17 protein-coding genes are annotated in these 18,383 nt (G+C 66.8%); 15 read left to right on the plus strand and 2 right to left on the minus strand.

Annotated elements, in window-relative coordinates; translation table 11 throughout:
* The first annotated feature begins 144 nt into the window (after positions 1-144).
* The 10 genes from ACAM54_RS02210 to ACAM54_RS02255 all read left to right on the plus strand — a co-directional run bounded on the left by ACAM54_RS02210 (position 145) and on the right by ACAM54_RS02255 (position 11,446).
* Positions 145-1,275 carry a Re/Si-specific NAD(P)(+) transhydrogenase subunit alpha gene (locus ACAM54_RS02210; protein WP_369649691.1) on the plus strand — a complete coding sequence of 377 codons (1,131 nt, stop codon included), beginning with the start codon at positions 145-147 and terminating at the stop codon, positions 1,273-1,275.
* A 24-nt stretch (positions 1,276-1,299) separates the two neighbouring features.
* Positions 1,300-1,629: an NAD(P) transhydrogenase subunit alpha gene (locus ACAM54_RS02215; RefSeq protein ID WP_145742664.1), complete on the plus strand. Its 330-nt coding sequence runs from the start codon at positions 1,300-1,302 to the stop codon at positions 1,627-1,629.
* Entirely contained in the window at positions 1,626-3,053 is a 1,428-nt protein-coding gene (locus tag ACAM54_RS02220; RefSeq protein ID WP_145742662.1) for an NAD(P)(+) transhydrogenase (Re/Si-specific) subunit beta, read from the plus strand. Before ACAM54_RS02215 ends, ACAM54_RS02220 begins: the two co-directional genes overlap by 4 nt.
* Before the next feature lie 100 nt (positions 3,054-3,153).
* Entirely contained in the window at positions 3,154-4,833 is a 1,680-nt protein-coding gene (locus tag ACAM54_RS02225) for a long-chain-fatty-acid--CoA ligase (protein ID WP_209500604.1), read from the plus strand.
* Between the two features lie 50 nt (positions 4,834-4,883).
* The gene (locus ACAM54_RS02230) at positions 4,884-5,888 is read left to right on the plus strand and encodes an ABC transporter permease subunit (RefSeq protein WP_369649692.1); all 1,005 of its coding nucleotides are present in this window, start codon (positions 4,884-4,886) and stop codon (positions 5,886-5,888) included.
* A 2-nt stretch (positions 5,889-5,890) separates the two neighbouring features.
* Positions 5,891-6,796, plus strand: coding sequence for an ABC transporter permease subunit (locus tag ACAM54_RS02235; RefSeq protein WP_369649693.1), 906 nt, complete (start codon positions 5,891-5,893; stop codon positions 6,794-6,796).
* On the plus strand, positions 6,793-7,830 hold the full coding sequence (locus ACAM54_RS02240; protein ID WP_369649694.1) for an ABC transporter ATP-binding protein: 1,038 nt from the start codon (positions 6,793-6,795) through the stop codon (positions 7,828-7,830). Before ACAM54_RS02235 ends, ACAM54_RS02240 begins: the two co-directional genes overlap by 4 nt.
* A complete protein-coding gene (locus ACAM54_RS02245; protein WP_369649695.1) occupies positions 7,827-8,873 on the plus strand; it encodes a peptide ABC transporter ATP-binding protein in 1,047 nt (348 codons plus the stop codon). The genes ACAM54_RS02240 and ACAM54_RS02245 overlap by 4 nt, the downstream gene beginning before the upstream one ends.
* Positions 8,874-8,902: 29 nt before the next feature.
* Positions 8,903-10,543, plus strand: a complete 1,641-nt coding sequence (locus ACAM54_RS02250; RefSeq protein WP_369649696.1) for an ABC transporter substrate-binding protein — start codon at positions 8,903-8,905, stop codon at positions 10,541-10,543.
* 105 nt (positions 10,544-10,648) lie between these two features.
* Positions 10,649-11,446 carry a 5'-methylthioadenosine/adenosylhomocysteine nucleosidase gene (locus ACAM54_RS02255; RefSeq protein WP_369649697.1) on the plus strand — a complete coding sequence of 266 codons (798 nt, stop codon included), beginning with the start codon at positions 10,649-10,651 and terminating at the stop codon, positions 11,444-11,446.
* On the opposite strand, the gene corA is transcribed toward ACAM54_RS02255, so the two are convergent.
* Positions 11,439-12,425, minus strand: a complete 987-nt coding sequence (corA, locus tag ACAM54_RS02260; protein WP_012745564.1) for a magnesium/cobalt transporter CorA — start codon at positions 12,423-12,425, stop codon at positions 11,439-11,441. The two genes, ACAM54_RS02255 and corA, sit on opposite strands and share 8 nt — an antisense overlap.
* A gap of 229 nt (positions 12,426-12,654) precedes the next feature.
* Here corA and ACAM54_RS02265 point away from each other — a divergent pair, with 229 nt between their 5' ends.
* The 4 genes from ACAM54_RS02265 to hprK all read left to right on the plus strand — a co-directional run bounded on the left by ACAM54_RS02265 (position 12,655) and on the right by hprK (position 17,121).
* Positions 12,655-14,772 carry an ATP-dependent helicase gene (locus ACAM54_RS02265; RefSeq protein WP_369649698.1) on the plus strand — a complete coding sequence of 706 codons (2,118 nt, stop codon included), beginning with the start codon at positions 12,655-12,657 and terminating at the stop codon, positions 14,770-14,772.
* 313 nt (positions 14,773-15,085) lie between these two features.
* Positions 15,086-15,415: a ribosome-associated translation inhibitor RaiA gene (gene raiA, locus ACAM54_RS02270; protein ID WP_012745566.1), complete on the plus strand. Its 330-nt coding sequence runs from the start codon at positions 15,086-15,088 to the stop codon at positions 15,413-15,415.
* Between the two features lie 184 nt (positions 15,416-15,599).
* Complete coding sequence (locus ACAM54_RS02275; RefSeq protein ID WP_012745567.1) at positions 15,600-16,067, plus strand: PTS sugar transporter subunit IIA; 468 nt, start codon at positions 15,600-15,602, stop codon at positions 16,065-16,067.
* Between the two features lie 94 nt (positions 16,068-16,161).
* Positions 16,162-17,121, plus strand: coding sequence for an HPr(Ser) kinase/phosphatase (gene hprK, locus ACAM54_RS02280; RefSeq protein ID WP_012745568.1), 960 nt, complete (start codon positions 16,162-16,164; stop codon positions 17,119-17,121).
* A 119-nt stretch (positions 17,122-17,240) separates the two neighbouring features.
* Here the strand turns inward: hprK and fur are convergent, their stop codons facing one another.
* Positions 17,241-17,660, minus strand: coding sequence for a ferric iron uptake transcriptional regulator (gene fur, locus ACAM54_RS02285; protein WP_055800769.1), 420 nt, complete (start codon positions 17,658-17,660; stop codon positions 17,241-17,243).
* Between the two features lie 92 nt (positions 17,661-17,752).
* On the opposite strand from fur, the gene ACAM54_RS02290 reads away from it, so the two are divergent.
* Positions 17,753-18,313 (plus strand): outer membrane protein assembly factor BamE, encoded by a 561-nt coding sequence (locus ACAM54_RS02290; protein ID WP_145742647.1) that lies wholly within the window; start codon positions 17,753-17,755, stop codon positions 18,311-18,313.
* Positions 18,314-18,383 lie beyond the last annotated feature (70 nt).

Raw genomic sequence — 18,383 nt, forward strand, 5'->3', positions numbered from 1 at the left:
TCGCTACCATTTATATAGCTACACATGCAATGACTACGGTCATCAAGCGGCGAACAGGCGGTGGATTTTGGCGACAGCGCGGCCGTAATCTTGCTGTAAGCTCTGCCCGCGTTCCCGTATTGCCCTTGCCCTGAGGAGATCTCTATGCTGATAGGCGTGCCTGCCGAGACAATGGCCGGCGAAACCCGCGTGGCCGTAACGCCCGAGACGGTGAAGAAACTGGCCGCTTCCGGGCACACCGTGCGCGTGCAGTCCGGGGCCGGCATTGCGGCCAGCGTCACCGATGCCGCCTACGAGGCTGCCGGTGCCGAGATCGTCAACATGAACGCCGCCTTCGGGGCCGACATGGTGCTCAAGGTGCGCACGCCCAGCGATGCCGAAACCGCGCTCATGAAGCCCGGCACCGTGGTCATCGGCATGCTCAACCCCTTCGATGCGGCCGGCCTGCAGCGCCTGGCCACGGCCGGCCTCACGGCCTTCGCGCTCGAAGCCGCGCCGCGCACCACCCGCGCCCAGAGCATGGACGTGCTCTCGTCGCAGGCCAACATCGCGGGCTACAAGGCCGTGATGATCGCGGCCGACAAGTACCAGCGCTTCTTCCCGATGCTCATGACCGCCGCCGGCACCGTGAAGGCCGCGCGCGTGGTCATCCTGGGCGTGGGTGTGGCCGGCCTGCAGGCCATTGCCACCGCCAAGCGCCTGGGCGCCGTGATCGAGGCCTCCGACGTGCGTCCGAGCGTGAAGGAGCAGATCGAATCGCTCGGCGGCAAGTTCATCGAGGTGTCCTACGACACCGACGAAGAGAAGGAAGCCGCGGTCGGCGTCGGCGGCTACGCCAGGCCCATGCCCGCGAGCTGGCTCGCGCGCCAGCAGGTCGAGGTGGCCAAGCGCGTGGCGCTGGCCGACATCGTCATCAGCACCGCGCTCATCCCGGGGCGCGCCGCGCCCACGCTCATCACCGAGGACATGGTCAAGGCCATGAAGCCCGGCTCGGTGATCGTCGACATCGCGGCCGGCAAGGGCGCGGACGGCGTCGGCGGCAACTGCCCCTTGTCGGAGGCCGACAAGACGGTGGTCAAGCACGGCGTGACCATCGTCGGCGAAACCAACCTGCCGGCGCTGGTGGCGGCCGACGCGTCGGCGCTCTATGCGCGCAACGTGCTCGACTTCCTCAAGCTCATCGTCACCAAGGAGGGCGCCCTCAAGATCGACCTCGAGGACGACATCGTCGCCGCCTGCCGCGTCGCGCAGGACGGCCAGGTCACGAAGCAATAAGCGGTCACGCGAGGAGAAGAAATCATGGATCCCGTTTCCCATACCGTCATCAACCTGATCATCTTCGTGCTGGCCATCTACGTGGGCTACCACGTGGTGTGGACCGTCACGCCCGCGCTGCACACGCCGCTGATGGCCGTGACCAACGCGATCTCGGCCATCGTGGTCGTGGGCGCCATGCTGGCGGCCGCGCTCACCGAAACCCCGCTGGGCAAGACCATGGGCGTGCTCGCGGTGGCCCTTGCGGCGGTGAACATCTTCGGCGGCTTCCTGGTCACGCGGCGCATGCTCGAGATGTTCAAGAAGAAGGACAAGAAGGCCGCACCCAAGGCCGAAGCGGGAGCCTCGCAATGAGCATGAACGTCGTCACGCTGCTGTACCTGGTTGCCAGCGTCTGCTTCATCCAGGCCTTGAAGGGCCTGTCCCATCCCACCACCTCGATTCGAGGCAACATCTTCGGCATGGCCGGCATGGCCATCGCGGTGGTCACCACCGGTGCGCTGATCTACAAGATCGCCGGCGGCCAGCTGACGGGCCTGGCCTGGGTGCTGCTCGGGCTGGTGGCCGGCGGCGGCTACGGCGCCTACCGCGCCAAGACGGTCGAGATGACCAAGATGCCCGAGCTGGTGGCCTTCTTCCACAGCATGATCGGCCTGGCGGCGGTGTTCATCGCGGTCGCGGCCGTGGTCGAACCCGCGGCCATGCTCGAAGGCATCGCCAAGGGCGCGCCCATTCCCGCGGGCAACCGGCTCGAGCTGTTCCTGGGGGCGGCCATCGGCGCCATCACCTTCAGCGGCTCGGTCATCGCCTTCGGCAAGCTCTCGGGCACCTACAAGTTCCGCCTGTTCCAGGGCGCGCCGGTGCAGTTCGCGGGCCAGCACATGCTGAACCTCGTGCTCGGCCTGGCCATGATCGGGCTGGGTCTGGTGTTCATGTTCACAGAGAGCTGGCCGGCCTTCTTCGCGATGCTGGCGCTGGCCTTCGTGATGGGCGTGCTCATCATCATCCCGATCGGCGGGGCCGACATGCCGGTGGTGGTGTCCATGCTCAACAGCTACTCGGGCTGGGCGGCCGCGGGCATCGGCTTCAGCCTGAACAACGCGATGCTGATCGTGGCGGGCAGCCTCGTGGGCAGCTCGGGCGCGATCCTGAGCTACATCATGTGCAAGGCCATGAACCGCTCGTTCTTCAACGTGATCCTGGGCGGCTTCGGCGGCGAGGCGGTCAGCGCGGCCGGCGGCGCCAAGGAGCAGCGCCCGGTCAAGAGCGGCAGCGCCGACGATGCGGCCTTCGTGCTGGGCAATGCCGAGACGGTGGTGATCGTGCCGGGCTACGGCCTGGCGGTGGCGCGCGCGCAGCATGCGGTGAAGGAACTTGCCGAGAAGCTCACGCACAAGGGCATCACCGTCAAGTACGCGATCCACCCGGTGGCCGGGCGCATGCCGGGCCACATGAACGTGCTCCTGGCCGAGGCCGAGGTGCCCTACGACCAGGTGTTCGAGATGGAGGACATCAACGGCGAGTTCGGCCAGGCCGACGTGGCGATCATCCTGGGCGCCAACGACGTGGTGAATCCGGCGGCGCTGCAGAAGGGCAGCCCGATCTACGGCATGCCCATCCTGGAGGCCTACAAGGCCAAGACGGTGATCGTGAACAAGCGCTCCATGGCGGCGGGCTATGCGGGCCTGGACAATGAGCTCTTCTACATGGACAAGACCATGATGGTCTTTGGGGATGCGAAGAAAGTAGTGGAAGATATGGGCAAGGCCATCGAATAGGCCCAAGGTCCGCGCCCGCGCAGTGCGGGCAGATCATCACCGCGGCGCCACTTGTGCGCCGCTGTCGTTTCAAAACACGCGATTCCGAGGAGACACACCCATGACCGACCGCCCCTGGCTCAGCAGCTATCCGCAAGGCGTGCCCGCCGACATCGACGCTTCGCAGTATTCCTCGCTGGTCGGTCTCATGGAGGAGAGCTTTGCCAAGTACGCCGACCGCACGGCCTACAGCTTCATGGGCAAGGACGTGAGCTATGCGGAGACCGACAAGCTCAGCAAGGCCTTCGGCGCCTACCTGCAGGGGCTCGGCCTCGCCAAGGGAGACCGCGTCGCGGTCATGATGCCCAACTGCCCGCAGTACCCGATTGCGGTCGCGGCCATCCTGCGCGCCGGCCTGATCCTGGTGAACGTGAATCCGCTGTACACGCCGCGCGAGCTCGAGCACCAGCTCAAGGACTCGGGCGCCAAGGCGATCGTCATCATGGAGAACTTCGGCACCACGCTGCAGCAGTGCATCGCGGCCACGCCCATCAAGCACATCGTGCTCGCCGCCATGGGCGACCGGCTCGGCTTCCTCAAGGGCGCGCTCGTCAACTACGTGGTGCGCAACGTGAAGAAGCTGGTGCCGCACTACAGCCTGCCGGGCGCGGTGCGCTTCAACGATGCGCTCGACCAGGGCGCGAGCCGCACGCTGAAGGCGCCGGCCATCGGCCCCGACGACGTGGCCGTGCTGCAGTACACCGGCGGCACCACCGGCGTCTCCAAGGGCGCGGTGCTGCTGCACCGCAACGTCATTGCGAACGTGCTGCAGTCCGAAGCCTGGAACGAACCCGTGATGGCGCAGGTGCCGGCGGGCGAGCAGCCCACGAGCGTCTGCGCGCTGCCGCTCTATCACATCTTCGCCTTCACCGTGGGCATGATGCTGAACATGCGCACGGGCGGCAAGCTGATCCTGATTCCGAATCCGCGCGACCTCGCGGGCGTGCTGAAGGAACTCTCCAAGCACACGATCCACAGCTTTCCCGCGGTCAACACGCTGTTCAACGGGCTGGCCAACCACCCCGACTTCAACACCGTCAACTGGAAGAACCTCAAGGTCTCGGTGGGCGGCGGCATGGCCGTGCAGGCGGCGGTCGCGAAGCTCTGGCTCGAGAAGACCGGCTGCCCGATCTGCGAGGGCTACGGCCTGTCCGAGACCTCGCCCTCGGCCACCTGCAACCCGACCAACAGCAAGGCCTACACCGGCACCATCGGCCTGCCGCTGCCGAGCACCTGGCTCAAGCTGCTCGACGACGAGGGCCGCGAAGTGGCGCCGGGCCAGCCCGGCGAAATCGCGATCAAGGGCCCGCAGGTGATGGCCGGCTACTGGCAGCGCCCCGACGAGACCGCCAAGGTCATGACGCCCGACGGCTACTTCAAGAGCGGCGACATCGGCGTGGTCGACGAGCGTGGCTACTTCAAGGTGGTCGACCGCAAGAAGGACATGATCCTGGTGTCGGGCTTCAACGTGTACCCCAACGAGATCGAGGACGTGGTGGCGCAGATTCCGGGCGTGCTCGAATGCGCGGCGGTCGGCGTGGCCGACGAGAAGACCGGCGAGGCGGTCAAGCTGGTGATCGTCAAGAAGGACGAGTCGCTGACCGAAGCCCAGGTGCGCGAATACTGCAGAGCAAACCTTACGGGTTACAAGCAGCCGCGAATCGTGGAGTTTCGTACCGAGTTGCCGAAGACGCCGGTCGGAAAGATCCTGCGGCGCGAACTGCGCGACGTCAAGAAGTAAGGGTTCGGCCCGGGTAGGGCCACGGCATCGATCTTGCATATTGCGGGTCGATGCTTCGCTTCCTCCTCACGCGCGTGAGCCTGCTGGTGCCGACCTTCATCGGCATGACGCTGCTTGCCTTTTTCCTGATCCGGCTGGTGCCGGGCGATCCCATCGAAACGATGGCCGGCGAGCGCGGGATCGACCCCGCGCGCCATGCCCAGCTGCGCGCGGCCTACGGTTTCGACAAGCCGGTGATCGTGCAGTACGGCATCTACATCGGCCGCGTGCTGCATGGCGATCTCGGTAAGTCGCTCATCACGCAGGAGTCGGTGGCCAGCGAATTCCTCGCGCTGTTCCCCGCGACGGTCGAGCTTGCCGCGTGCGCGATTGCCTTTGCGCTGCTGCTGGGCCTGCCGGCGGGCATCCTGGCGGCGGTGCGGCGCAATTCCATCTTCGACCACGGCGTGATGGCCACCTCGCTCACCGGCTATTCGATGCCGATCTTCTGGTGGGGGCTGCTGCTGATCCTGTTCTTCTCGGTGCAATTGGGCTGGACGCCCGTGTCGGGCCGCATCGCGGTGCAGTATTTCGTCGAGCCCGAGACCGGCTTCCTGCTGATCGATGCATTGCGCGCCGGCGAGTCCGATGCCTTCTGGTCGGCACTGCATCACCTGATCCTGCCGGCCATCGTGCTCGGCACCGTGCCGCTGGCTGTCATTGCGCGCATGACGCGCTCGGCCATGCTCGAAGTGCTGGGCGAAGACTACATTCGCACCGCGCGCGCCAAGGGTCTCTCGCGCTTTCGCGTGGTCGGTCTGCATGCGCTGCGCAATGCGCTGATCCCGGTGGTCACGGTGATCGGCCTGCAGGTGGGTGTGCTCTTCACGGGCGCGATCCTCACCGAGACCATCTTCTCGTGGCCCGGCGTGGGCAAATGGCTCATCGAGGCCATCGGCCGGCGCGACTATCCGGTGCTGCAGGGCGGCATGCTGCTGCTGGGCGGCATCGTGATGCTGGTCAACCTGCTGGTCGACGTGACCTATGGCGTTATCAACCCCAGGATCCGGCGCTGAGCATGGCCTCGACCGACATCATTTCCCCGCCCGGTGCGGGCAAGGCGCCGCCCGGCCCGTGGCGCGAGTTCTGGACCTCTTTCTCCGCGAACCGCGGTGCGGTCATCGGACTTGCCACCATCGCGTTGCTGCTGCTCGTGGCGCTGTTCGCGCCGTGGATTGCGCCGCATGCGCCGAACGAAACCAACAGCGCCGTCTTCCTGCTGCCGCCGGCATGGCACCAGGGCGGCTCCGCCAGCTACCTGCTGGGCACCGATGCCATCGGGCGCGACATTCTTTCGCGCCTCATGTTCGGCGCGCGGCTCTCGCTGTCGATTGGCGTGGCCGTGGTGGCGCTGTCGGTGGTGGCGGGCGTCGTGCTCGGCCTGGTTGCGGGATTCTTCCGCGGCGTGCTCGAGATCGCGATCATGCGGCTGATGGACATCGTGCTGACGCTGCCGAGCCTGCTGCTCGCCATCGTGATCGTCGCGATCCTCGGGCCGGGGCTGGTCAACGCCATGCTCGCGGTGGCGATCGTGGTGCTGCCGCATTACGTGCGCATCACCCGCGCGGCCGTCATTGCCGAAGTGTCGCGCGACTACGTCACGGCGGCACGCGTGAGCGGCGCCGGCACGCTGCGCCTGATGTTCAGCGAGGTGCTGCCCAATTGCGCGGCACCGCTCATCGTGCAGGCCTCGCTCGGCATCTCGACCGCCATCCTCGACGCGGCCGCGCTCGGCTTCCTCGGCCTCGGCGCCCAGCCGCCGTCGCCCGAGTGGGGAACGATGCTGGCCGATGCGCGCGAGTTCGTGCTGCGCGCCTGGTGGGTCGTGACCTTCCCGGGGCTCGCGATCCTCGCGGCCGTGCTGGCTTTCAATCTGTTGGGCGACGGGCTGCGCGATGCCCTCGATCCGAAGCTCAAGCGATGAACATGCTTCTGGACATCAAGGACCTGCACGTCGAATTTCCGGCGCAGGGCGGCGTGCTGCACGCCGTCGACGGCGTGAGCCTCACGCTCGAGGAAGGCGAGGTGCTCGGCATCGTCGGCGAGTCGGGCTCGGGCAAGAGCGTGACGATGATGGCGCTGATGGGCCTCGTGGGTTTTCCGGGCCGCGTGCGCGCGCAGCACATGCGCTTTGCGGGCAAGGAGCTGCTCGGCATCTCCGACAAGGCCCGCCGCGCGCTGGTCGGCAAGGAGGTGGCCATGATCTTCCAGGAGCCGACCACCAGCCTCAACCCCTGCTTCACCATCGGCTTCCAGCTGATGGAGACGCTGCGGCTGCACCTGCATCTGGACCGGCGCACGGCGAAGAAGCGCGCGACCGAACTGCTCGAACAGGTCGGCATACCCGCCGCATCGTCGCGCCTGGGCAGCTATCCGCACCAGCTCTCGGGCGGCATGAACCAGCGCGTGATGATCGCGATGGCCATTGCCTGCAACCCGCGCCTGTTGATCGCCGACGAGCCGACCACCGCGCTCGACGTGACGATCCAGGCCCAGATCCTCGACCTGCTGCGCGAACTGCAGAAAGAGCGCGGCATGGCGCTGGTGCTCATCACGCACAACATGGGTGTGGTCAGCGAAATGGCGCAGCGCATCGCCGTGATGTATGCGGGCCAGGTGATGGAGCAGCAGCGCGTCGACCGGCTCTTCGCGGACCCGCAGCATCCCTACACCGAGGCCCTGCTGGCCGCGCTGCCCGAGCGCGCCGCGCCCGAGGGGCGGCTGGCCACCATCGCGGGCGTGGTGCCGGGCGTGCACGACCGGCCGGTCGGCTGCCTGTTCGCGCCGCGCTGCAGCTATGTGACCACGAAGGCCTGCAACGTGCGGCCGGCGCTGCGCGCGGTCGCCTCGCCGCCGGGTGCCGAGGTGCGCTGCCATTTCCCGCTCGGCGAGCCCGGGCGGATGGCGGCCATCGAGGCCGACCGGCCGCGGCCGCAGGCCCTGGAGGCGCTGCCATGAGTGGCGATCCCGTCGGCGATGTCGTCGTGGAGGCGCACAACCTGCAGCGCACCTATGCCGTGCGGCGCGGCATGTTCCGCGCGCCTGCGCAGTTGCGCGCGGTGGGCGACATTTCGTTTCGCATCGAGCGCGGCCGCACGCTCGCGGTGGTCGGCGAATCGGGCTGCGGCAAGTCCACGCTCGCGCGCATGGTCGCGCTGATCGAGAAGCCCACGGCCGGGCAGCTCACGCTGGTCGGCCACGATGCGGTGGAGCCGCCGCCCACGTACCGGCGCGAGCTGCGCCAGGCGGTGCAGCTGGTGTTCCAGAACCCCTATGGTTCGCTCAATCCGCGCAAGAAGATCAGCGCCGTGCTCGAGGATCCGCTGGCCATCAACACCGCACTCGGCAAGCCCGAGCGGGCCGCCAAGGCGCGCGAGATGCTCGCGCGCGTGGGCCTGCGGCCCGAGCATGCGAACCGCTATCCGCACATGTTCTCCGGCGGCCAGCGCCAGCGCATTGCCATTGCGCGCGCGCTCATGCTGGAGCCGCGCCTGCTGGTGGCCGATGAGCCGGTGTCGGCGCTCGACGTGTCGATCCAGGCGCAGGTGCTGAACCTGCTGGCCGACCTGCAGGCCGAACTCGGCCTGGCCTATCTCTTCATCTCGCACGACCTGGGCGTGGTGCGGCACATCGCGCACGACGTGCTCGTGATGTACCTCGGCCATGCGGTGGAGCAGGGGCCCAAGGCACGCATCTTCGCGCGGCCGCTGCATCCCTACACGCAGGCGCTGCTCGCCTCCACGCCCGGGCTCAGCAGCCAGCGCATCGTGCTCAAGGGCGAGCTGCCGTCGCCGCTCGATCCGCCCGCGGGCTGCGTCTTCAACACGCGCTGCCCGCATGCGACGCAGCGCTGCCGCGAGGAGCGGCCGCTGCTGCGCGCGCTCGACGAGCGGCTGGTGGCCTGCCACTACGCAGAGAAATTCCTCGATGGCACGCCGCCGGTCAGCGCCGATGTGCCCTTGTCCCCGCCGTTCGCCGCGCCCCTGGCGGCGAACCCCTAGTTCACTTCAACCGTGCCCAAGGAGTTGCCATGAAGAAGACCACTCAGCCTCTCGTTTCGCGCCGCTCGCCCAGGCTTGTTGCGCTGCTCGCGCCAACGGCACTCGCCATACTCGCACTGGCCGCGGGCGCCGCGTCCGCCAAGACGCTGGTCTATTGCTCGGAGGGCAGTCCCGAGAACTTCTATCCGGGCGTGAACACCACCGGCACCTCGTTCGACGTGACCACGCAGGTCTACAACACCATTGTCGAGTTCGAGCGCGGCGGCACCAAGGTCGTGCCGGGCCTCGCCGAAAAATGGGACATCTCGGCCGACGGCACGGTCTACACCTTCCACCTGCGCAAGGGCGTGAAGTGGCACGGCACCAGCAAGAGCTTCAAGCCCACGCGCGACTTCAATGCCGACGACTTCATCTTCATGCTAGAGCGCCAATGGAAGGAAAGCGATCCCTTCTTCAAGGTCACGAGCCAGAACCATTCCTACTTCAACGACATGGGCATGCCCAAGCTGCTGAAGTCGGTGGACCGCATCGACGACCTGACCGTGAAGATCACGCTCAACCAGGCCGAGGCGCCGTTCCTTGCCAACCTTGCCATGCAGTATGCGGGCATCCAGTCGAAGGAATATGCCATTGCGATGCTGAAGGCCGGCACGCCCGAGAAGGTCGACCAGGACCCGATCGGCACCGGCCCGTTCTACCTCGTGCAATACCAGAAGGACGCCGTCATCCGCTTCAAGGCCTTCCCGCAGTACTGGGCTGGCAAGGCGAAGATCGACGACCTGGTGTTCGCGATCACGCCCGACGCCTCGGTGCGCTGGGCCAAGCTGCAGAAGGGCGAATGCCACGTCATGCCGTATCCGAACCCGGCCGATCTCGACGCGATCCGCAAGGACCCGAACGTGCAGGTGCTCGAGCAGCCCGGACTCAACGTCGGCTACCTTTCGTACAACACCACCAAGAAGCCCTTCGACGACGTGCGCGTGCGCAAGGCCCTCAACATGGCGATCAACAAGAAGGCGATCATCGACGGTGTGTACCTTTCGACCGGCGTGGCCGCGAAGAACCCGATTCCGCCGACCATGTGGTCCTACAACGACGCGGTCAAGGACGATCCGTACGACCCCGAAGCCGCGAAGAAGCTGCTGGCGCAGGCCGGATTCCCTGATGGCTTCGCTACCGACCTGTGGGCCATGCCGGTTCAGCGGCCCTACAACCCGAACGCCAAGCGGATCGCCGAGCTGATGCAGGCCGACCTTGCCAAGATCAACGTCAAGGCCGAGATCAAGAGCTTCGAGTGGGGCGAGTACCGCAAGCGCCTGCAGGCCGGCGAGCACCAGATGGGCATGCTGGGCTGGACCGGCGACAACGGCGACCCCGACAACTTCCTCTACACGCTGCTGGGCTGCGCCTCGGCCAAGTCGGCCAGCGGCAGCAACATCTCGAAGTTCTGCTACCAGCCCTACGAAGACCTCGTGCTGAAGGCCAAGAGCGCGACCAAGCAGGCCGACCGCGATGCGCTCTACAAGAAGGCGCAGCTCATCTTCAAGGAGCAGGCGCCGTGGTTCACCATCGCGCATGCGGTGCAGCTGAAGCCGGTGCGCAAGGAGGTGGTCGACTTCAAATTGAGTCCCTTCGGCCGCCACACTTTCTACGGCGTGGATATTAAGTAAACCCCCAGGCTTCTCGCACTTCGTGTCGCTACTCCCACCCCCTTGCAGGGGGCAACACCAGCGGCCCGGCAAAGCCGGTTCCGCGGTGTTCCTGGAAAGAGAATGATGAGTTCCTCGGTACATGCGCCCGTTGCCGTCGTCGCTGCAATGCACGAGGAGCTGAGTGCGCTCCTCGCGCAGATGCCGGACGAGCAGCGCGTGCGCGCTGCGGGGCGTGACTTCTGGGTCGGCCATCTGCACGGCCAGCCGGTGGTGGCCGTGCTGTCGCGCATCGGCAAGGTCGCGGCGGCGGTGACGGCCACGGTGCTGCTCGAACGCTTCGGCGTGCGCGCGATCGTGTTCACGGGCGTCGCGGGCGGGCTCGCGCCGGGCGTGGAAGTCGGCGATGTGGTGGTCGCGACGCAGCTGCTGCAGCACGACCTCGATGCCTCGCCGATCTTTCCGAAGTACGAGGTGCCGCTGATGGGCCTTTCGCGCTTTGCGGCCGATGCCTCGATGGGCGATGCGCTGGCGGCCGTGGCCGAAGCCGCGCTGCGCGATCCGGTGGCGCTGGTGGGGCAGGCGGCCGTCGATGAATTCGGCCTCCGGTCGCCGAAGGTGCATCGAGGCTTGCTGGTGAGCGGCGACCGCTTCGTCTCGACCGCGGCCGAAAGCGATGCCTTGCGGCGCAGCCTCCCCGATGCGCTCGCAGTCGAGATGGAAGGCGCGGCGGTGGCGCAGGCATGCCACGACTACGGCGTGCCGTTTGCGGCCGTGCGGACCATCTCGGACCGGGCCGACGACGCCGCGCATGGCGACTTCGCGCGCTTCGTCGCCGAGGTGGCGAGCCGCTACAGCCTCGCGCTGGCGAGCGCGTGGCTGGCCACGCTGCCTTCTTGCCGCGAAACGCCCGCGGCTACTTGAGCCAGCCGCGCCGGCGGAAGTACCACATCGGCACCAGCGCGCTCGCCGCCATCAGCGCCAGCGCATACGGATAGCCCAGCGACCAGTCGAGCTCGGGCATGAGCTTGAAGTTCATGCCGTAGATGCTCGCGATCAGCGTGGGCGGCAGCAGCGCCACGCTGGCCACCGAGAAGATCTTGATGGTCTTGTTCTGGTTGATGTTGATGAAACCGACGGTCGCATCCATCAGGAAGTTGATCTTGTCGAACAGGAAGGCCGTGTGGTTGTCCAGCGATTCGATGTCGCGCAGGATCTGCCGCGCTTCCTCGAACTGCTCGGCGTTGAGCATGCGGCTGCGCATCATGAAGCTGACCGCGCGGCGCGTGTCCATCACGTTGCGGCGGATGCGGCCGTTCAGGTCTTCCTGGCGCGCGATGGCGCCCAGCACCTCGCCGGCCAGCTCGTCGCTCACGTTGCCCTCGAGCACCTTCTTGCCTGCGATCTCGAGCTCGTCGTAGATGTTCTCGAGCGTGTCGGCCGAGTATTCGGCGTCGGCATCGAACAGCTTGAGCAGCACTTCCTTCGCGTCTTCGATGAGGCCCGGTGCGCGGCGCGCACGCATGCGCAGCAGCCGGAACACGGGCACGTCCTCGTCGTGGATCGAGAACAGCACGCCGCGGCTGCGAAGCTCGGTGTTGTGCTGGTTCAGGATGAAGGCCACGCGCACAGAGCGCGGGTCTTCGTCGTCGTCGATCAGGAAGTCGGAGCGGATGTGCAGCTCGCCGTTGTCTTCTTCATAGAAGCGGGCCGATTCCTCGATGTCCTCGTCCATCGCGTCTTCGGGAATCGAGAGGCCGTAGTACTGCTTGATCCAGCGCTTTTCCTCGAGCGTGGGCGATTCGAGGTCGACCCAGATCGGCTGGAACTTGGAAAGCTCCTCGAGCGCCTCGATCTCTTCCTGGACAAGGCGGCCGTTGGCAAGCGTAAAGATATTGAGCATGGGCTCACTCCCGTGAAATGGCTGAGGCGATGGGGCGAGGGGAGGGGTGCTTTCAATCCCCGGGCCCTGATGTCAGCGATCGAGGCGCGTCAGGACGCGGGAGTTGAAAGCTGCCGAGACGGTGCGGTTTCCATGATGCGGTCTCCAGTTGCAGCGAGCGGCAATTATGTCATCGGCCATGTGACGGCAGGTCCATCGATCTGGATGGACATACAGTAAAGTTGCGGCCATGCAGACTGCTGCGTTCCCCGTTTCCCACGCCCCCGGCGCCACCCAGGCCGAGCGCCTGGCCGCGGCGCTTTCCGCCCTCAACGACGAGCAGCGCGCTGCCGTCGAGCACGGCGTCGGCACGCTGACCGGGCGCGACGAGCGGCCGCTGCTGGTGATTGCCGGCGCGGGCTCGGGCAAGACCAGCACGCTGGCGCACCGCGTTGCGCACCTCATCGCCGGCGGCGTTGATCCGCAGCGCCTGCTGCTTTTGACCTTCTCGCGCCGCGCGGCGCAGGAAATGGAGCGCCGCGCCGGCCAAGTGCTGGCGCGCGTGCTCGGGCTCAAATCCGACAAGCCGCCCGCGCTGCCCTGGGCCGGCACGTTCCACGGCATCGGCGCGCGCCTGCTGCGCGAATACGCCGCGCACATTGGCCTGAACGACCACTTCACGATCCACGACCGTGGCGACGCCGAGGACCTGATGGGCCTCGTGCGGCACGAACTCGGCCTGTCGTCGAGCGTGAACCGCTTTCCGCGCAAGGGCACCTGCCTGTCGATCTATTCGCGCTGCGTCAACACGCGCGCGCCGCTGGCCGATGTGCTGGCCGAGGCCTTTCCGTGGTGCGCCGAGTGGGAAGCCGAACTCAAGCGCCTGTTCGGCGCCTACGTGGAGGCCAAACAGCAGCAGAACGTGCTCGACTACGACGACCTGCTGCTTTACTGGGCCGGCATGGTGGCCGAGCCCGCGCTGGCGGCGCTGGTCGGCGCGCGTTTCGACCACGTCCTGGTCGACGAGTACCAGGACACCAACCTGCTGCAAGCCTCGATCCTGCTCGCGCTCAAGCCCGACGGCCGCGGCGTGACGGTGGTGGGCGACGACGCGCAGTCGATCTACTCGTTTCGCGGTGCAACCGTGCGTAACATCCTCGACTTTCCGTCGCAGTTCTCGCAGGCTGCGCGCGTGGTCACGCTGGAGCGCAACTACCGCTCGACCCAGCCCATTCTCGACGTGTCGAACCGGGTCATCGCGCAGGCGGCCGAGCGGCACGCCAAGACGCTCTGGACCGACAAGCCCTCCGCGGGCCGGCCGCAACTGGTGCTGGTGCCGGACGAGGCGCAGCAGGCCGTCTGGGTGGCCGACAAGGTGCTGGCGCACCGCGAGGGCGGCCTGGCGCTCAAGTCGCAGGCGGTGCTGTTCCGCGCTGCCACGCACAGCGCGCCGCTCGAACTCGAACTGGCGCGCCGCAACATCCCGTTCGTGAAGTACGGCGGCCTCAAGTTTCTCGAGGCCTCGCATGTGAAGGACCTGCTCGCGGTGCTGCGCTTCGCCGAGAACCCGCGCGGGCGCATGGCGGGATTCCGCGTCACGCAGCTCATTCCGGGCATCGGGCCGGCGACCGGTGCGCGGCTGCTCGATGCCATGGACCAGGCCGCCGATCCGGTGGCGGCGATGCGGGAGTTCGTGCCGCCATCCGCCGCCCGCGCGGAATGGGCGGTGTTCGCCGAAGCCTATGCCGCGCTGTGCGCGCCATCGCTGCCGTGGCCGGCCGACGTGGAACTGGCGGTGCGCTGGTATTTGCCGCACCTCGACCGGCTCTACGACGACCCCTCCGGCGTGCGCCGCGGCGACGTGGAGCAACTGGCGCGGCTGGCCTCGGGCTATGGCTCGCGCGAGCGCTTCCTGACCGAACTCACGCTCGATCCGCCCGAAGCCACCAGCGACAAGCCGGGGCCGCCCTCGCTCGACGAGGACTACCTGATTCTTTCGACCATCCACTCGGCCAAGGGGCAGGAGTGGAATTCGGTGCACGTGCTCAACGTGGTCGACGGCTGCCTGCCGGCCGACGTGGCGCAGAGCGCGCATGAACTCGAAGAAGAGCGGCGGCTGCTCTACGTGGCAATGACGCGGGCGCGCGACCACCTGCATCTTCTGGTGCCGCAGCGCTTCTACGTGACGCAGCAGGCCGTGCGCGGCGACCGGCACCTGTATGCCAACCGCACGCGCTTCATTTCCGAACGCGATCTTGCCGGCTTCGAGCAGCAGACCTGGCCACCGCCGCCCGAGCGTCCGCCCGCAGTGCCGCCGCCGGCCGCGGTGATCGACCTGCGCAACCGCATGCGCGCGGCCTGGAACTGAGCCGGCAGGCCCTTCGCGTCGCAGGGTCACCACTGGTGACGCACTGAAACACTTGCTGCCAAAGAGCCGCACCGGCGGGCCAGCATGCGCCGGCAGCTATGGAATCGCTAGCGTGAGTGGCGCATGGCCCATTGGCGTCCGCCACCCGGAGAAGTCAGCTATTGCAATACCGTGACAGCTTGGGCATAGTGAATCGACAGCTTCTTCTTTTCTCTTCTCCCTCTTCCCTCCCCAACCCACACCTGTTTCGCCGGCCACGCCCCATCCCGGAGCGGGGCCATTTTCCCAACCGTCAATTCTCAGGAGGTCATTCATGAATTTGACGATCAGCGGTCATCACCTCGACGTCACACCTGCCTTGCGCACCTACGTCACGAGCAAGCTGGACCGGATCACACGGCACTTCGACCAGGTGGTCGATGTGAAGGTGCTCCTTACGGTGGAAAAGCAGAAGGAAAAGGAACGCCGCCAAAGGGCGGAGTGCAACATTCACGTCAAGGGTAACGACATGTTCGCGGAGTCGAGCCACGCTGATCTCTATGCTGCGGTCGATGAACTGGTCGACAAGCTCGACCGCCAGGTGGTGCGCCACAAGGACCGCCTGCAAGACCACCATCACGCCGCCCCCAAGCGCGTGATGTAGGCCACGGGCAAAGGGCTGCGGCCCCTGCCGATAAGCCGCCTCCGGGCGGCTTTTTGCTGCCTGCTCCTGTTACCGGCGCTGACAGGGACGCGAGGCCTCCGGGCAACATGTAGCCAAAAAGTAAGTAACGGGAGTGGGGGTTTTTACCAAGCGGGTGCATAATCGCCCCCGCCCTTCCCCCACCATGAATCGCCTCGCGTCCATCCTGCCGCCCGCTCAAGTGCTTGTGAGCGTTGACGCCACCAGCAAGAAGCGTGCTTTCGAAGAAGCCGGCTTGCTGTTCGAGAGCCTCCACGGCCTCGGCCGCGCGCTCATCACCGACAGCCTGTTCGCACGCGAACGCCTCGGCTCCACCGGGCTCGGGCACGGGGTGGCCATCCCGCATGGCCGCATCAAGGGCCTCAAGGCTCCCATGGCCGCGGTCTTCCAGCTGGCAAACCCGATCGGCTTCGACGCGCCGGACGAGCAGCCCGTCGGGCTGCTGATCTTCCTTCTGGTGCCTGAGGCGGCCACCCAGAAGCACCTTGAAATCCTCTCCGAAATTGCCGAGCTGCTGAGCGACGCCAACCTGCGCGAGCAGATCAAGTCGAGCACCGACGCCGCCGAACTGCACGGACTCATTGCCGGCTGGCAGTCGACGCAAGTCGCCTGAAGCGCCCGCGCGCAGGCTCCCGCGGCCCCGCCGGGCCGGTTCCGCGGTATTCTGGCCGGCCTCCAACTAGGCGCGCAGCGCCATCTCCCTACGCATGAAGCCGACCGTCATCAGTGCCGACGCCATGTTCGAGGAATTCCGCGGGTCGCTCCGCTGGGAATGGCTCGCCGGGCTCGGGGCGTCAGAGCGCCAGTTCGACCCTGAGGTCATCAGCCGCGCCCAGTCGGCGGCCGATCTGGTCGGTTACCTCAATTACATCCATCCGTACCGCGTGCAGATCCTGGGCGCGCGCGAAGTGGCCTACCTGACGCGCGGCAGCCAGGAAGACTGCGCCCGGCGCATCGCCCGCATCGTCACGCTGGAGCCGCCCATGCTGGTGCTGGCCGACGGCCAGGCCGCGCCCGACGAACTGCTATCGATTTGCGAGCGCGCGCAGCTGCCGCTGTTTGCCACCCGCGAGTCGTCGGCCTTCGTGATCGACCTGCTGCGCGCCTACCTGTCCAAGCATTTCGCGGAACGCACCTCGATGCACGGGGTGTTCATGGACATCCTGGGCATGGGCGTCATGATCACCGGCGAATCGGGGCTCGGCAAGAGCGAGCTCGGGCTGGAGCTGATCTCGCGCGGCAACGGCCTGGTGGCCGACGACGCGGTCGACCTGTTCCGCATCAACCAGAACACCATCGAGGGCCGCTGCCCCGACCTGCTGCTCAACCTGCTGGAGGTGCGCGGCATCGGCCTGCTGGACATCCGCGCGATCTTCGGCGAGACGGCGGTGCGGCGGAAGATGCGGCTCAAGCTCATCGTGCACCTGGTGCGGCGCGACAGCTTCGAGCGCGACTACGAGCGCATGCCCTCGGCGCCGCTCACGCAGGACGTGCTGGGCATTCCGGTGCGCAAGGTCATCATCCAGGTGGTGGCCGGGCGCAACATCGCCGTGCTGGTGGAAGCTGCCGTGCGCAACTCGATCCTGCAGCTGCGCGGCATCGACACCTATGCCGATTTCGTGGCGCGCCACCACAAGGCGATGGAAAGCGGGCGCGACGGCGACTGAACGGGCGCGCGGCGCTGCGGGACCGTGCGGCCGCCGCCGGGCCGCCCCAAGGCGGGCCGCGCCTCCCCCTCGGGGGGTGGAGTTACACGCAGCGAAGCGAAGTGAAAAGCCGGGGGGCCTTACCTCTTGCTGGCGCAGTCGCCGCACAGGCCGTAGAGCGACATCGCGTGGTCCTGCAGGATCCAGCCCTTGTCCTTGGAGATCATCTGCTGGCGGCGCTCGATCTCGGCGTCGTAGAACTCCTCGACCTTGCCGCACGAGGTGCAGATCAGGTGGTCGTGGTGCGTGCCCTCGTTCAGCTCGTAGACCGCCTTGCCGCTTTCGAAATGGCTGCGCTCGAGGATGCCGGCCTGCTCGAACTGCGTCAGCACGCGATAGACGGTGGCCAGGCCGATGTCGGAGTGCTCGTTCAGCAGCACGCGGAAAACGTCTTCGGCCGTCATGTGGCGCTGGCTGCCGGTCTGGAAGATCTCGAGGATCTTCAGGCGTGGCAGAGTGGCCTTGAGGCCGGTGTTCTTGAGTTCGTCGATGTTGGCCATGATGGTTCCTGCGCCCTGGGCTGCGGACGGGCCCCAAAAAGGGCCAGCCGCTACAATGGCCGATCATATCGCTACCCCCTTTTTTTCCTCCCATGCCTGCCATTCTCCAACGCCGTCCCTGGCTGCTGGCCGCGGCCGTCGCCGCGACGTTCAGCCTCGGTGCCTGCAGCGGCTTCAGCGATCGCACGCGTGGTGCGCTGACGGCCATCACGCCCTACAAGGTCGAAGTGGTCCAGGGCAATTTCGTGTCGAAGGAACAGGTCGAGGCGCTCAAGCCCGGCATGTCGCGCCAGCAGGTGCGTGAAATCCTCGGCACCTCGCTTTTGACCGACGTCTTCCACAAGGATCGCTGGGACTACGTCTTCACGATCAGGCGCCAGGGCGTCGATCCCCAGGAACGCCGACTGACGGTCTTCTTCAACGGCGAACTGCTCGAGCGCTTCGAGGGCGACCCGATGCCCAGCGAGGAAGAATTCGTCGCCGCGCTCGACACCCGCAAGAAGAGCGGCAAGGTGCCGCCGCTCGAGGCTTCGGAAGAAGAGCTCAAGAAATTCGCCCCGAAGGACGACGGCAAGAAGGCCGATGCCACCGCCACGGCAACCAGCCTGCCGCCGCTTCCCGCCGCATATCCCCCGCTCGAAGCCGCGCGCTGAGCACGCGCCAAACACAGGGCGAGGGCGGGCGCACCCGCCGGGTCAGGCGGGGCGTGCCGGTTTCCATGCC

The sequence above is a fragment of the Variovorax sp. V93 genome (genome assembly GCF_041154485.1).
Lineage (GTDB): Bacteria > Pseudomonadota > Gammaproteobacteria > Burkholderiales > Burkholderiaceae_C > Variovorax > Variovorax beijingensis_A.

Excerpts from the sequence above, each read along its gene's own strand:
- ACAM54_RS02210 (WP_369649691.1), top strand. The coding sequence starts at position 145 with ATGCTGATAGGCGTGCCTGCCGAGACAATGGCCGGCGAAACCCGCGTG.
- ACAM54_RS02215 (WP_145742664.1), top strand. The coding sequence starts at position 1,300 with ATGGATCCCGTTTCCCATACCGTCATCAACCTGATCATCTTCGTGCTG.
- ACAM54_RS02220 (WP_145742662.1), top strand. The coding sequence starts at position 1,626 with ATGAGCATGAACGTCGTCACGCTGCTGTACCTGGTTGCCAGCGTCTGC.
- ACAM54_RS02225 (WP_209500604.1), top strand. The coding sequence starts at position 3,154 with ATGACCGACCGCCCCTGGCTCAGCAGCTATCCGCAAGGCGTGCCCGCC.
- ACAM54_RS02230 (WP_369649692.1), top strand. The coding sequence starts at position 4,884 with ATGCTTCGCTTCCTCCTCACGCGCGTGAGCCTGCTGGTGCCGACCTTC.
- ACAM54_RS02235 (WP_369649693.1), top strand. The coding sequence starts at position 5,891 with ATGGCCTCGACCGACATCATTTCCCCGCCCGGTGCGGGCAAGGCGCCG.
- ACAM54_RS02240 (WP_369649694.1), top strand. The coding sequence starts at position 6,793 with ATGAACATGCTTCTGGACATCAAGGACCTGCACGTCGAATTTCCGGCG.
- ACAM54_RS02245 (WP_369649695.1), top strand. The coding sequence starts at position 7,827 with ATGAGTGGCGATCCCGTCGGCGATGTCGTCGTGGAGGCGCACAACCTG.
- ACAM54_RS02250 (WP_369649696.1), top strand. The coding sequence starts at position 8,903 with ATGAAGAAGACCACTCAGCCTCTCGTTTCGCGCCGCTCGCCCAGGCTT.
- ACAM54_RS02255 (WP_369649697.1), top strand. The coding sequence starts at position 10,649 with ATGAGTTCCTCGGTACATGCGCCCGTTGCCGTCGTCGCTGCAATGCAC.
- corA (WP_012745564.1), bottom strand. The coding sequence starts at position 12,425 with ATGCTCAATATCTTTACGCTTGCCAACGGCCGCCTTGTCCAGGAAGAG.
- ACAM54_RS02265 (WP_369649698.1), top strand. The coding sequence starts at position 12,655 with ATGCAGACTGCTGCGTTCCCCGTTTCCCACGCCCCCGGCGCCACCCAG.
- raiA (WP_012745566.1), top strand. The coding sequence starts at position 15,086 with ATGAATTTGACGATCAGCGGTCATCACCTCGACGTCACACCTGCCTTG.
- ACAM54_RS02275 (WP_012745567.1), top strand. The coding sequence starts at position 15,600 with ATGAATCGCCTCGCGTCCATCCTGCCGCCCGCTCAAGTGCTTGTGAGC.
- hprK (WP_012745568.1), top strand. The coding sequence starts at position 16,162 with ATGAAGCCGACCGTCATCAGTGCCGACGCCATGTTCGAGGAATTCCGC.
- fur (WP_055800769.1), bottom strand. The coding sequence starts at position 17,660 with ATGGCCAACATCGACGAACTCAAGAACACCGGCCTCAAGGCCACTCTG.
- ACAM54_RS02290 (WP_145742647.1), top strand. The coding sequence starts at position 17,753 with ATGCCTGCCATTCTCCAACGCCGTCCCTGGCTGCTGGCCGCGGCCGTC.